General features: G+C 69.5%; 14 protein-coding genes. 8 read left to right on the top strand and 6 right to left on the bottom strand.

The features are described 5' to 3' along the window. Positions 1 to 2 precede the first annotated feature (2 nt). From mdcC to RT456_RS05265, 8 genes are all read left to right on the top strand, one after another. The gene (gene mdcC, locus RT456_RS05300; protein ID WP_313343487.1) at positions 3 to 323 is read left to right on the top strand and encodes a malonate decarboxylase acyl carrier protein; all 321 of its coding nucleotides are present in this window, start codon (positions 3 to 5) and stop codon (positions 321 to 323) included. Then, positions 320 to 1,228 (top strand): biotin-independent malonate decarboxylase subunit beta, encoded by a 909-nt coding sequence (locus RT456_RS05295; RefSeq protein ID WP_313343484.1) that lies wholly within the window; start codon positions 320 to 322, stop codon positions 1,226 to 1,228. Before mdcC ends, RT456_RS05295 begins: the two co-directional genes overlap by 4 nt. Continuing rightward, positions 1,225 to 1,935 carry a biotin-independent malonate decarboxylase subunit gamma gene (mdcE, locus tag RT456_RS05290; protein WP_313343481.1) on the top strand — a complete coding sequence of 237 codons (711 nt, stop codon included), beginning with the start codon at positions 1,225 to 1,227 and terminating at the stop codon, positions 1,933 to 1,935. The genes RT456_RS05295 and mdcE overlap by 4 nt, the downstream gene beginning before the upstream one ends. Beyond that, positions 1,928 to 2,611: a malonate decarboxylase holo-[acyl-carrier-protein] synthase gene (mdcG, locus tag RT456_RS05285; protein WP_313343479.1), complete on the top strand. Its 684-nt coding sequence runs from the start codon at positions 1,928 to 1,930 to the stop codon at positions 2,609 to 2,611. Before mdcE ends, mdcG begins: the two co-directional genes overlap by 8 nt. Further along, positions 2,608 to 3,462: a triphosphoribosyl-dephospho-CoA synthase MdcB gene (gene mdcB / locus RT456_RS05280; RefSeq protein ID WP_313343476.1), complete on the top strand. Its 855-nt coding sequence runs from the start codon at positions 2,608 to 2,610 to the stop codon at positions 3,460 to 3,462. The genes mdcG and mdcB overlap by 4 nt, the downstream gene beginning before the upstream one ends. Beyond that, positions 3,459 to 4,379 carry a malonate decarboxylase subunit epsilon gene (gene mdcH, locus RT456_RS05275; protein ID WP_313343473.1) on the top strand — a complete coding sequence of 307 codons (921 nt, stop codon included), beginning with the start codon at positions 3,459 to 3,461 and terminating at the stop codon, positions 4,377 to 4,379. Before mdcB ends, mdcH begins: the two co-directional genes overlap by 4 nt. Positions 4,380 to 4,467: 88 nt before the next feature. Next, positions 4,468 to 5,823: an SLC13 family permease gene (locus RT456_RS05270; RefSeq protein WP_313343470.1), complete on the top strand. Its 1,356-nt coding sequence runs from the start codon at positions 4,468 to 4,470 to the stop codon at positions 5,821 to 5,823. Positions 5,824 to 5,870: 47 nt separating this feature from the next. Beyond that, on the top strand, positions 5,871 to 6,590 hold the full coding sequence (locus RT456_RS05265) for a GntR family transcriptional regulator (protein WP_313343467.1): 720 nt from the start codon (positions 5,871 to 5,873) through the stop codon (positions 6,588 to 6,590). A 31-nt stretch (positions 6,591 to 6,621) separates the two neighbouring features. Here the strand turns inward: RT456_RS05265 and RT456_RS05260 are convergent, their stop codons facing one another. From RT456_RS05260 to RT456_RS05235, 6 genes are all read right to left on the bottom strand, one after another. Then, a complete protein-coding gene (locus RT456_RS05260; RefSeq protein WP_313343464.1) occupies positions 6,622 to 7,905 on the bottom strand; it encodes an MFS transporter in 1,284 nt (427 codons plus the stop codon). A gap of 80 nt (positions 7,906 to 7,985) precedes the next feature. After that, positions 7,986 to 8,657 (bottom strand): methyltransferase domain-containing protein, encoded by a 672-nt coding sequence (locus RT456_RS05255; protein ID WP_313343461.1) that lies wholly within the window; start codon positions 8,655 to 8,657, stop codon positions 7,986 to 7,988. A gap of 176 nt (positions 8,658 to 8,833) precedes the next feature. After that, positions 8,834 to 9,562, bottom strand: a complete 729-nt coding sequence (locus RT456_RS05250; RefSeq protein ID WP_313343458.1) for a DNA-formamidopyrimidine glycosylase family protein — start codon at positions 9,560 to 9,562, stop codon at positions 8,834 to 8,836. Further along, on the bottom strand, positions 9,555 to 10,286 hold the full coding sequence (locus RT456_RS05245; protein ID WP_313343455.1) for a DUF72 domain-containing protein: 732 nt from the start codon (positions 10,284 to 10,286) through the stop codon (positions 9,555 to 9,557). The genes RT456_RS05250 and RT456_RS05245 overlap by 8 nt, the downstream gene beginning before the upstream one ends. A 12-nt stretch (positions 10,287 to 10,298) precedes the next feature. Then, entirely contained in the window at positions 10,299 to 10,733 is a 435-nt protein-coding gene (locus tag RT456_RS05240; RefSeq protein ID WP_313343453.1) for a pyridoxamine 5'-phosphate oxidase family protein, read from the bottom strand. A gap of 130 nt (positions 10,734 to 10,863) precedes the next feature. Continuing rightward, a complete protein-coding gene (locus tag RT456_RS05235) occupies positions 10,864 to 12,243 on the bottom strand; it encodes a hypothetical protein (protein ID WP_313343450.1) in 1,380 nt (459 codons plus the stop codon). Between the last annotated feature and the right edge of the window lie 21 nt (positions 12,244 to 12,264).

Genomic DNA, 12,264 nt, shown 5'->3' with positions numbered 1-12,264 from the left:
CGATGGAAACCCTCGACTATCGATTCGACGGCACGCTGCCCGTGCGCTTCCCCACCGATGCGGTGCTGGTCGGCGTGCTGGCCTCGGGCAACCTGGAAATCCTGCTGGAACCGGCCGCGTTGGACGGTGCCATGGCCGTGCGCATCATCACCGCCGCGCGCGGTTTCGGCACGATCTGGGAAGCGGTGATCGGCGATTTCGCCCGGCGCCATCCCCTGCGCGATGTGCAGGTGTCGATCAACGACGCCGGTGCAACGCCCGCCGTGGTCAGCCTGCGCTTGGACCAGGCGGTGGAAACCCTGCGCGCCGGAGGCACCCCATGAGCATCGCGCACCGCCACAGCTATTACGAAGCCGATGCGCGCGAACGCATCGCCGGCCTGCTCGACGCCGGCAGCTTCCGCGAACTGCTCGGCCCGGCGCAGCGCGCCATCAGCCCACACCTGGCCCAGCTGGACCAGCCGGCCGCGTTCGACGACGGCATCGTGGTGGGCGAGGGGCAGCTGCGCGGTCGCCGCGTGCTGGTCGCCGCGCAGCAGGGCCAGTTCATGGGCGGCGGCGTGGGCGAAGTGCACGGTGCCAAGCTCACCGGCCTGATGCAGCGCGCCGCGCAGACGCGGCCGGAGGGCGTGCTGCTGCTGCTCGACACCGGCGGTGTACGCCTGCACGAGGCCAACGCCGGCCTCATCGCCATTTCCGAAATCATGCGCGCCACCCTCGCCGCGCGCGCGGCCGGCGTGCCGGTGCTGGCGCTGATCGGCAGCGGCAACGGCGCCTTCGGCGGCATGGGCATCGTCGCCCGGTGCTGCACCACCGTGATCATGTCCGAGGAAGGACGACTCTCGTTGTCCGGCCCCGAAGTGATCGAGACCGTGCGCGGGGTGGAAGAGTTCGATGCACGTGATCGCGCGCTGGTCTGGCGCGTCACCGGCGGCAAGCACCGCTACCTGATCGACCAGGCGCAGGTGCTGGTACCCGATGCGATGGACGCGTTCGCCCAGGCCGCGTTCGATGCGCTGCACACCGATGCCGACAGCACCGATACCGACGCGGCACTGGCCGCACTGCAGGCCCGCCACGCCGCGCTGAAGGCGCGCGCGCAGGCCTGGGGCGACTGCCGCGATGGCCTGGAGATCTGGGCCCGGCTCGGCATCGCCGATCCACAGCAGCTGCCGCTGCTGGAAACCGACGCCTTCCTGGCCGCCACCGCACAACGGAGCCTGCCATGACCGCCCCGCTCGCCCCACTGCTCGACGCGCTGTTCCCGCGCGGCCATGCCATCACGGTCAACGACGCAGTACTGACCGGCAGCGCCAACACCGACGCTGGCGAGGTGACCGTGATCGGCACCACCGACAAGATCGAGGTCGGTGTCGACCACGCCCTGGTACTCGCCGACACCGTGCTTGCCAGCACGGCGGCGCATCCGCAGCGCCCGATCGTGATGCTGGTTGATACCGCCGGCCAACGCCTGGCGCGGCGCGACGAACTGCTGGGCATCAATGGCTACTTCGCGCACCTGGCACAGACCCTGGACCTGGCCCGCCGCCGTGGCGCACGCCTGGTGACCTTGGTCTATGGCGAATCGGTCAGCGGCGGCTTCCTCTCGTTCGGGCTGATGGCCGACCACATCCACGCGCTGCCCGAGGCGCAGGTGCGGGTGATGGACCTGCGCGCGATGGCGCGGGTGACCAAGCAACCGCTGGAAAAGCTGCAGGCCCTGAGCCAGAGCTCGCCGGTGTTCGCACCGGGCGTGGAAAACTACGTTGCCATGGGCGCGGTGGACTCGGTCTGGCAGGGCGACCTGGCGCAGGCACTGCTGCAGGCCCTGCGTACACCAGCCAACGGCGACCCGCGCGCGCAGCGCGGTGCCGAACGCGGCGGTCGCCACCTGGCCGCCCGCATCGCCGCACAGGTTGCCCGCGGCGATGCCTGACCGGCCCGCCCGCCACACGCTGGTCTGGTTGTCGGCGCACGCCGACTGGCGGGCCGATGTGCCCACACACGACAGCCGCCTGGCGGCCTGGTTCGCGTGCGGCTGGCCGGCCGTGGTGGCGCGCCATGCCGCCGACGATCCCGATCCGCGCATCCGCCTCGGCGTTCCCCTCCCCCCCGCCGAGGGCAAGCAGCGGCTGGCATTGCGCGTGCCGCTGCACGACATCGTGCGCCAGGCGCCGCCGTTGGCCCTGTCCCACGTAGCAGTGCATGCGGGCGTTCCGGCGGATTGGCAGGTGCCGATCCAGGCGCTGGAGAGATTGGCGCCGGCGCACGTGTTCGGCGCGTTCGCCTGGCAGGTGCTGACCGGGCTGGACTACGTGCATGCGCGTTCCGATATCGACGTGCTGTGGTCAGTGCAGACGGCCGACGCCGCCGATGCGCTGGTCGCGAAGCTGCAGGTGTGGGAGCGCCGCTTCGACCGCCGCCTGGATGGCGAGCTGTGCCTGCCCGAAGGTGGCGCGGTGAACTGGCGGGAGTACGCCGGCTGCGCCCGTGAGGTGCTGGTCAAGCGCGTGGATGGGGCTGGGTTGGAGGCGCGTGCGTCCCTGTTCGACGGTGTGGGGTTGCCACGCATGGCGTGGCACTACGATCACGTAACGAAGGTGGCGATGTGAGCGCGGTTCTTCAGCCCCGCGTGGCGCCGCTGCCGCGTACCGCAGTGGCACAGCTCGGCCGGTTGGCCATTGCCAGCCTGCACACGGAGCTGGCGCTCGCGCCCAAACCCGGGCTGGTCACACCGTTCGATTCGGGCAGCCATGACGACATGGAGGCCGGTACATTCCTGCGCAGCCTGTTCGCGCTGCGCCACTACTTCAGCGACATCGCACACGCCGGTGCCGATGACGCGCCGTTCGACGTGCTGCGTCGCCACGGCATCGCGGCCGAGGCCGCCATGCGGCATGCCACCGGTGGGATCAACACGCATCGCGGCGCGATCTTCAGCCTGGGCCTGCTGGTCGCCGCCGCGGCGGCATGCCGGCGGGAAGGCCTGTCGACGTCGGGCGCACAGGTCTGCCTGGCCGTGCAGCGCTGGTCGCAGTCGCTGCAGGACGCACCGCTGGATGCGGCCAGTCCGGGCCAACGCGCCCGTGCACGGCATGGCGTTGCCGGTGTGCGCGAGCAGGCCGCCGCCGGCTACCCGGTCCTGCGCACGCTGGCGCTGCCCACCCTGCGCCACGCGCTGGCCACAGGGTTGACGCGCGACGCCGCGCTGTGCCACACGCTGATGACGCTGGTCGCCGAACTGGATGACCTGAACCTGCTGCATCGCGGCGGCCGCGACGGGCTGGACTGGGCGCGCGCGCAGGCGGCCGCCTTCCTGGCCGCAGGCGGCGCCTTCGCGCCGGACTGGCGCCCGCGCCTGCAGCAGCTGGGGGCCGCCTTCGTCGCGCGCCGACTCAGTCCCGGCGGCAGCGCGGACCTGCTCGCCTGCAGCTGGTTCCTGCTGCAGCAGGAGGCCGCATGAGCCTTGCCCTGCTCTGCCCCGGACAAGGTGCGCAGCATCCGGCGATGTTCGATCGGGTGCGCGATGCGGGCGCCGCGCAGGGCGTGCTCGACGCCGCGAGCCAGTTGCTGGGCCGCGATGTGATCGCCGCCGCCGGTGCCGAGGACCGGTTCGACAACGCGCAGGCCCAACCCCTGCTCTGCGCGGCCAGCCTGGCGCACTGGGAGGTCCTGCGCACCGCGCTGCCGACGCCGGCCGCAGTGGCCGGCTACAGCATCGGCGAACTGGCCGCGCATGCCGTCGCCGGCAGTGTCGACACCACGACCTGCCTGGCCTTGTCCGCGCAGCGTGCGCGGCTGATGGATGCGGCCAGCCCTGCCGACGCCGGCATGCAGGCAGTGCTCGGGCTGGATCGCGCCCAGGTGCAGGCGCTGTGTGCGGCCCATGGTGCCTACGTGGCCATCGCGAACGGCCACGACCACGTCATCCTGGGCGGCACCCTGCGGTCCCTGCATGCACTGGCCAACGACGCGCGTGCGCAACGCGCGGAGATCCGCCTGCTGCCGGTGCATGTGCCTGCGCATACGCCGCTGCTGCAGGACGCCGTGGCGGGCTTCGCGAGCGCCCTGCAGTCCGCGGGCGTGCAGCGCCCGACCCTGACGGTACTGGCCGGGATCGATGCACGCCCGGTACGCGACGCCGCCGGCGCGGTGCACACGCTGTCGGCGCAACTGGCGCAGACCATCGAATGGCAACAGGTGATGCGCCAGCTGTTCGAGCGTGGCGCGCGCGTGTTCCTGCAGTTGGGGCCCGGCACGGCGCTGGCACGCATGGTCGGCAGCGCCTACCCGTGCTGCGAGGTGCGCGCGGTTGAGGAATTCAAGCACCTGGAGGGTGCGGCGGCCTGGGTGCACAGCGCCCTCGGCCGCCAGCAATGAGCGGTTCGCTCCACCTGTAGCACGCCACATCCCGGGGATGGCGGGTTCCCATCCGTGCGGTACGCGCATCACGTGTCTGGGAGGGCGCATGAGTCCACAAATTGCAACGATCATCGGTCTGGTGATCATGTTCATCGTCGCTACTGCCTTGCCGATCAACATGGGCGCAGTGGCCTTCGCGCTGGCGTTCCTGATCGGCGGCATCTTCGTCGGCATGGAGGGCAAGGAAGTGCTGGGGGGGTTTCCCGGCGATCTGTTCCTGACCCTGGTCGGCATCACCTACCTGTTCGCCATCGCGCAGAAGAACGGCACCATCGACCTGCTGGTGCACTGGGCGGTGCGCGCGGTACGCGGCCGGATCGTGGCCATTCCGTGGGTGATGTTCGTGGTGACGGCCATTCTGACCGCGTTCGGCGCGTTGGGACCGGCGGCGGTGGCCATCATCGGCCCGGTCGCGCTGCGCTTCGCCAAGCAGTACAAGATCAACCCGCTGCTGATGGGGCTGCTGGTCATCCATGGCGCGCAGGCCGGCGGTTTCTCGCCGATCAGCGTGTACGGCAGCATCACCAATGGCGTGGTGCAGAAGGCGGGGCTGGAAGTGACCGAGATGGCGGTGTTCCTGACCAGCCTGGGCTTCAACTTCATGATGGCCACGATCTGCTTCTTCGCCTTCGGGGGCATCGCGCTGATGCGTCGGGGTGCGGTCGCCGTCGGTGGAGGCGAGCTCGCCTTGGCGGGTGGCCCGCAGGCCTCGTCGCGGCAGTTCGCGATCGAAGGCCACGGTGCCCTGGTCTCGGCCGGCGGCGGCACGCTGTCGAATGATCCCGATGCACTGGAGGCGGTCGGCATCACCCGCGAACGCCTGTTCACGCTGGTCGGCCTGCTCGGTCTGGGCGTGGCCGCGCTCATCTACAACCTCAACGTCGGGCTGGTCTCCATCACCGTGGCCGTGGTGCTGGCGCTGCTGTCGCCGAAGAGCCAGAAGGGTGCGGTGGATGGCATCAGCTGGTCCACGGTGCTGCTGATCTGCGGCGTGGTGACCTACGTGGGCGTGCTGGAGAAGGCCGGTTCGGTGGACTTCATCGGCAACGGCGTCTCCAACATCGGCATCCCGCTGCTGGGCGCACTGCTGGTCTGCTACGTCGGCGGCATCGTGTCGGCGTTCGCGTCCTCGGCGGCGGTGCTCGGCGCGACCATCCCGCTGGCGGTGCCGTTCCTGCTGCAGGGCCACCTGGGGGCCGCGGGCGTGATCTGCGCGCTGGCGGTGTCGTCCACCATCGTCGACGTGAGTCCGTTCTCCACCAACGGTGCGCTGGTGGTGGCCTCGGCCGCCAAGGAAGAGCGTGAGTCGCTGTTCCGCCGGTTCCTGGTCTACAGCGGCCTGGTGGTGGTGTTCGGCCCGCTGCTGGCGTGGCTGCTGTTCGTGGTCCCGGGCTGGATGTGACCAAGGGGGCGCCGGCCACCGGCCGGCGCTACCGCTTACAATTGCGCATGGCCATTGCCCCTGCCCCGCGTTCCAGCAAGAAGCGTGCGCCTCTGTATGAAGAGGTCGCCGAGCATGTGCGCGAGCGGATCTATGACTACCGGCTGCCGCCGGGCGAGTGGATCGACGAGCCGGCGTTGTGCGAGGAGCTGGGCATCAGCCGCACGCCGCTGCGCGAGGCGCTCAAGCTGCTCGCGGCCGAAGGGCTGGTGCAGATCGACGCAGGACGCGGCGCGCGCGTCACCCGGCTGACGCTGGAAGACCTCAACCAGCTGTTCCCGGTGATGGCCATGCTGGAAGGGCGTTGTGCGCACGAGGCGGTGAAGCACATCGACGATGCCGGTGTGCAGCAGTTGGAAGCGTTGCACGCGGCCATGGAGACGGCAGCAGCCGACGGCAACATCGCCGACTACTACCGCAACAACTACCTCATCCACGAGACCGTGCAGCATTACGCGGGCAATCCGTGGCTGATCCGCATCACCCACGACCTGCACCGCATCCTGAAGATGCACCGCGGTCGCCAGTTGCTGACGCCTGGGCGCACCGCGCAGTCACTGGCCGAACACCGCGAGCTGATGGAATGCTTCCGCCGCCGCGACGCCGACGCTGCCGAGCGCACGATGGAGCGGCACCTGCTGAGCCAGGGCCAGGCGCTGGCCGCGTATGTAGCGGCGGGTGGGTTGTTGAATGTCCCGGCGCCGTTGCCCACCGAAGGCGGCACGTGACCTGAACCGCGAAGCCACCCATGGGGTGGCTCTACGTGGTCGGGCGGGTTTCGCGCAACCCCCACAACACCGGCAGCACCAGCGCGGCGACCACGGCAATCATCGCGCCCGGCGCGGCGGCCCAGCCGGTGTGGCGCACCAGCAGTTCTGCCAGCAGCGGCGTGGCACCGCCGAAGAACGCGGTGGCCATCGTGACGCCCAGTGCCAGTCCGCTGAGACGCCCTTCGCCGGGGAACTGCTCCGCCGTGGCCGGCGCCGCCACCGCGCTGACCCCGCCGGCCAGACAGGCCAGCACCACGGCGGCCATCGCGACCTGCACGACCGTTCCCTCTGCCATCAGCCCGAACATGGTCAGCGGCAGCAGTGCCGACAACAGCGCCAACCCGATCAGCACCGGTCGTCGCCCCACCTTGTCCGACAAGGCTCCGGCCAGCGGGGTCACCGCGATCACGGCCACTGCGGCGACAGTGGACAACCACAGGGCCTGCGATTCACTCACCCCGCCGGCGGAGCCCAGGAAGGCCGGCACATAGGTGATACCCACGTAGTAGGTGATCGAACCCAGCGCGGAAATCGCGAACGTGCGCGCCACGGCAGCGCGATGGAAACGCCAGGTATCGCGGATCGGCGAGGTCGGCACCGTGCCTTCGGCCTGCTGCCGCTCGAACTCCGGCGATTCGTGCATGGTCGATCGCGCCAGCAGGATCACGCCGGCCAGCAGCGCGCCGACGAAGAACGGGATGCGCCAGCCCCAGCCATCCAGCTGCGCCGTGCTCAGCAGCGCCACGGTCAACGCGGACAGCGCAACCGCGAGCAGCGCCCCCACCTCGCTCGCCGCCGAGGCCAGCGAAGTGACCAGCCCACGGCGGCGCGGCGGTGCGGTTTCCAGCAGGTAGGCCACCACGCCGGTGTACTCGCCGCCGACCGAGAACGCCATGACACAGCGCAACAGCAGCAACAGGACACCGGCGCTGGCGCCGATGCTGTCGAAGGTGGGCAGCAACGCGGTGGCCAGCATCGCCGCCGTCATCAGCGCCATCGACGCCAGCAGCATGTAGCGCCGCCCGAAGCGGTCGCCCAGGTGGCCGAAGCACAACGCACCCAGCGGGCGCATCAGGTACGACACCGCAAACCCTGCCAGGGTCGCGAGCAGAGCACTCTCGCCACCGCCGAAGAACACCCGGGACAACACCGTGGCCAGGTACAGGTACAGGGTGAAGTCGTACCACTCCACCACCGTGGACAGGCCGGCGACGATCATGGAGCGGGTGGGCGTGGCCGAGGCAGGCCGGGGCGCGGGGTCTGGATGGGTCATGGGCCAGCAGCCTACCCGTGCAGACCTCCACGCGGTGTCATGGTGGATCCGGGTTCGCCTGGGACACGCATGGCGTGTCGCTACGCGTGGGCGACCGGGGCATGCCGCCAATAGCGGAGCAGCCGCCCGCGTCCGGGCGATGGGCTTTCTTCGTCGCCGAAGCCGCCGACCTCCTCCATCTCGTACCCCTGCGCGGCCATCGCGCGGGAGAACCCGCCCAGATTGCCGCGCCCCGGATCGGTGAGCAGCAGCTCCGCGCTGGGTTTGGCGTGGCGCTCCATCATGGCCGCGATCTGCACCCCATGACCGCGTTCGTACAGCACATCACTGCCGATGATCAGATCGAACCGGCCCAGCGTCGCGTCAGGCAGCTCCCACGGCAGGTCGCGGTAGTGCACCGACGGCAGGTCGTTGAGGCCGGCGTTGTAGGCCAGGAACGACTCGGCCAGCGGATGGTGGTCGCTGGCCACCACGTTGGCACCCCGGTGGGCCAGCACCAGGCTGGACAGCCCCAGGCCGCAGCCCAGTTCGAGGATGCGCTTGCCGGCGATGTCGAGCTGGCTCATCGTCTCGGCGAGTACCCGCCCGGCCGGCCAGACCTGACCAAACAGACTCCACAACGACGAATGGATGCCGACGCGCTCGGCCCGCCCGGTGGGGTCGGCGAACTGCTGCAGGTCGCTGAGCGCGCGGATGCGGAAGTCGTGGCCACCGACCGGAATGGTGAGAATGCGGGTGGTATAGCCCGGCATGTGCGCTCCATGAAACACGGTGAGCCTGCCCGACAGCACTGACGGACGGCTCGAAGGAAGGAGCGAAGCGGGCGACCGGGACACGGCCGCGCAGGACGCGCGAAACGGCGTGGGACGACCTGATCCTACAGGACCGCCGCGGCGCGCCCTTCACCCGTCAGGACACGCTGCGCCAGTCAATACCGGACCTGGCAGTTCGGGCAGAAGAAGGTGCGCCGCCGGCTGTTGCCGGGATAGGTCTTGGACACGGGGCCGCCACAGTTCGGGCAGGTCCGCTTGGTATGGATCTGCCAATGCGCGCGCAGCTCGAACGCACGCTTCCACGCCAGGAACGCGAAACTGTAGTCGCGGGCATCGGCAATGACCCTGCCGAGCACACGCGGCGGCAGATCACCGACTGTCGACTCTGGATGTACGCGCTGACGGAACAACACTTCGTTCTTGATGATGTTCCCGACGCCAGCGAACAGGTCCTGGTCAAGCAGTGCATCGCAGATCAACGTCTCCGGCTGCTGCTTGAGCCGACGCCGCGCCAGCCGCGGATCCCACGCATCGTTCATCACGTCGGTGCGCCAGTCGTAGGTGTCCTCCAGCGGGCCTTCGATGTACTTCACCGACGAGGCATAGATATTGAGCTCACCGGTGTCGAACTGCAGCGACACCCGCGGCGGCGACGGTTTCCGTTCGTCGATGCGGTAGCTGCCGAACATCAGCATGTGCACGCGCAGGCTGAAGCTGCTGAACTGGATCAGGAAGTGTTTGCCCCAGCTGCGCAGCGCCACCACCCGCCGTCCCTCCATGCGGGTGAGGTCCAGGCTGCTGTTGCCCACTGCTCGACGCACCGTCTTGCCGCGGAACTTCGCGGCCGCCTCGCGCAGGATGACGATGGAAGGACCTTCAGGCATGTGCGGCAAGCGCCTGCAGACGCAGCGCATTGGGAACGGCAAACCCGTGCGCGGTGTTGTCGAAGATGACCCACGCCGGTGCCGGCGTCTCCCGCAGCTGCGTGGCCAGGCGCATCAACGCGGTATCGTCGTACTCGCTGTAGTACATCCGCGGGGCGCCGTGCCAGCGCCAGTAGTGCCACGCCGATGCACCGCCCGGCTGCGCTGCCGCCGCCACCCGCGCCGGATCAACCCCCGCGCGTGCCACGCCGTAGCGCAGCAGCATCGCATCGGCGTGGGCGGTGAACCAGCTGGCATGGCGCGGCTCGCAGACCAGCGGCACATCGCTGCGCCGCCGCAGCGCGCGGAAGAAACTGGACGCGCGACGTGCATCCAGCACCAGCGATGGCGGCAGTTGCAGCAGCAGCCCGCCCAGTCTGCTTCCGAGCGCGGCGGACTCTTCCAGGAAGCGGTCCAACAATGCGCCGACCCCAACCAACGCCGAGTCGTGCGAAATGGTCCGCGGCAGCTTCACCGAGAAGCGGAACCCCGGCGGCACGCTGGCGGCCCAGCGTGCATAGGTGGCGGGCTTGTGCGGCCGGTAGAACGACGAATTGATCTCCACCACCGGGAAGCGGGTCGCGTAACGCGCCAGCATGCTGTCGCCGGGACCGAACAGGTCGGCATAGCGGCCCGGAATGGACCACCCGGCGCACCCGACCAACGGCATGGAGGTGGTCGCCATGAGAGCGTGGGCTCAGATCTGGATCTCGCCCTGGTCCTCGCCATCCCAATAGTGGATGCGATGGGCGTGGACATGGATCAACACGATCCCCGGGGTATCGATGCCCTGTTCGAACCAGCGCTCCAGGCTCTTCTGCCAGTGTTGGCGCATCACTTCCTTGTCCCGGACCAACCGTGCCTTGCCCTGGACGAATACGAACAGCGGCGGCTTGCCGAGCAGGCCCTTGCTGCCGGTGAAGCTGAGCGCGACCTTTGGATTGGCCTGCAGCTCGCGCACCATGTCGGTGCTCTCGAACGAGAAGAACCAGCTGTCGCCGTCGTAGTCGACGTCGCCATTGTTGCTCATCGGCCGCCCCGCGATCTCACCGTTGTCGGCGAAGGTCTGCAGCATGGTGAAATCGATACCGGCCATCTTCTTGGCCAGGTCGTGCAGGGTCAGCGTGGTCATGGGCGGCTCCGCGATGGGTTCGTGTGCCGCCAGCGTCGGCGCGCGGCCGTGATCGGCCCGTGCAGGGGGAATGTCGCGGTGTTCACGGCGGGAACCGCGACTGCACGGAACGGTGCGACGTGCGAAGGCATCACCGACGGATGAACACCGGGTTGGAATGGAACCACAGGTCCTGCCACGGATCCTCGCCCTTGGCGTCGGCCAGCGGCGTCGGCTCGTCGGTACTGCTGCCACGCGCGCGGACGAAGCCACCGCCGGCCGGCGCGGGCAGCTCCCAGGTCACCTGCACCCACGCGCCCTGCTGCTGCCACGCGGTCGCGGTGAAGCGGCGCGTCTGCATGTCCGGGGCCTGCCCACCGCCGGTGTCGCTGCCAACAATGAGCTGCAACTGCCGCAGCTGCGGACGTTGCCCGGCCGCGTTCACCCCGTCGGGCTGACGCACGCGCAGCTGCACCCGCAGCGGCGTACCCGGCTGCACGGCCACCGTATCACCCATGCGCCCCGCGGCACCGCTGCCGTCGGCCGCCTGCACCGTGAGCTCCAGCGCATCGATCAGATCGCCGGTCACCGCGAACATGCGCCCGCTCCGGAGCCCCGCGAGAATGTCATCGGCCTCCGGCCGCGCCCACACGTAGGTCCTGCTGTACTCGCCCGGATCGAAGTCGCTGCCGCCGTCGCGAACGTTGACGTGCGAATCGGAACTGGCCGTGATCCAGAAGTGCGTGCCGGCCGCCAGCATCTGGTCCCATGCACCGCCCACCTGCGTGGTCATCTGGTCGAAGCCGCCGAACGTGGGTGCGGCCGCGTTGCGGTACAACCCGCGCTCGGTGCGGGTGGCCTGGTGCCCGGGAGCACCTTCCATGCCCACCAGCACCTGTGGCGCGGCCGCATGCCAGGCCTTCAGTTCGGCAGGTTCCACTTCACCCCACTGCCCCACGCCGGTCGCCGTGCGCGAAGGATGGTTGATCAGCATCAACGGCAGCGGCGTCAGTCCGCGCAGGTGCGCCAAGGCATCCAGCATGTGCTGGTGCGTATCGCGCGCGCCCTCCTGCAGCGGCTCGCCCCGGCTGTAATCGCGCTCGATCGTGACCAGCTGGTCGTTCTCCTGCGGCCCCGGCGCGATGATCAGCGACGCATGCTCGCCGGCCGGCACGTCGAATTCCATGCCGTTGAACTGGATCACCTCGGGTACCGCCTGCCGGGCCTGCAGCAGCGCCGGGTAGGCATGGTCGCGAGTGACCGCCGAATGCCCCGGGCCGCCGTGATCGGTGTGCACCATCCAGCGCAGCCCGAAGTGGCGCGCCTGTTCGGCATTGCGGGTGCGGGAATAGGACGAGTCGCCGCCGCGGATCGGCGTGGGTGGTGTCGTGCTGCGGTCCCAGTCCACGCTCCACTCGCTGTGTACATGGTGGTCGCCGGGCTGCCACTGGCGGCCGAGGTCCGGGTCGGCGTCGGCCGCCGCCGTCATGACCGGCGCCGCAAGCAGCGCCAGCAGAAATGCGTTGTACATGGTGGTGTTCCTGTCAGCGGC

It is taken from the genome of Stenotrophomonas sp. (assembly GCF_032099025.1).
Classification (GTDB): domain Bacteria; phylum Pseudomonadota; class Gammaproteobacteria; order Xanthomonadales; family Xanthomonadaceae; genus Stenotrophomonas.
Note: the sequence above shows the minus strand (reverse complement) of the source record. Positions and strands in the feature narration are given on the sequence as shown.

Excerpts from the sequence above, each read along its gene's own strand:
- mdcC (WP_313343487.1), top strand. The coding sequence starts at position 3 with ATGGAAACCCTCGACTATCGATTCGACGGCACGCTGCCCGTGCGCTTC.
- RT456_RS05295 (WP_313343484.1), top strand. The coding sequence starts at position 320 with ATGAGCATCGCGCACCGCCACAGCTATTACGAAGCCGATGCGCGCGAA.
- mdcE (WP_313343481.1), top strand. The coding sequence starts at position 1,225 with ATGACCGCCCCGCTCGCCCCACTGCTCGACGCGCTGTTCCCGCGCGGC.
- mdcG (WP_313343479.1), top strand. The coding sequence starts at position 1,928 with ATGCCTGACCGGCCCGCCCGCCACACGCTGGTCTGGTTGTCGGCGCAC.
- mdcH (WP_313343473.1), top strand. The coding sequence starts at position 3,459 with ATGAGCCTTGCCCTGCTCTGCCCCGGACAAGGTGCGCAGCATCCGGCG.
- RT456_RS05270 (WP_313343470.1), top strand. The coding sequence starts at position 4,468 with ATGAGTCCACAAATTGCAACGATCATCGGTCTGGTGATCATGTTCATC.
- RT456_RS05265 (WP_313343467.1), top strand. The coding sequence starts at position 5,871 with ATGGCCATTGCCCCTGCCCCGCGTTCCAGCAAGAAGCGTGCGCCTCTG.
- RT456_RS05260 (WP_313343464.1), bottom strand. The coding sequence starts at position 7,905 with ATGACCCATCCAGACCCCGCGCCCCGGCCTGCCTCGGCCACGCCCACC.
- RT456_RS05255 (WP_313343461.1), bottom strand. The coding sequence starts at position 8,657 with ATGCCGGGCTATACCACCCGCATTCTCACCATTCCGGTCGGTGGCCAC.
- RT456_RS05250 (WP_313343458.1), bottom strand. The coding sequence starts at position 9,562 with ATGCCTGAAGGTCCTTCCATCGTCATCCTGCGCGAGGCGGCCGCGAAG.
- RT456_RS05245 (WP_313343455.1), bottom strand. The coding sequence starts at position 10,286 with ATGGCGACCACCTCCATGCCGTTGGTCGGGTGCGCCGGGTGGTCCATT.
- RT456_RS05240 (WP_313343453.1), bottom strand. The coding sequence starts at position 10,733 with ATGACCACGCTGACCCTGCACGACCTGGCCAAGAAGATGGCCGGTATC.
- RT456_RS05235 (WP_313343450.1), bottom strand. The coding sequence starts at position 12,243 with ATGTACAACGCATTTCTGCTGGCGCTGCTTGCGGCGCCGGTCATGACG.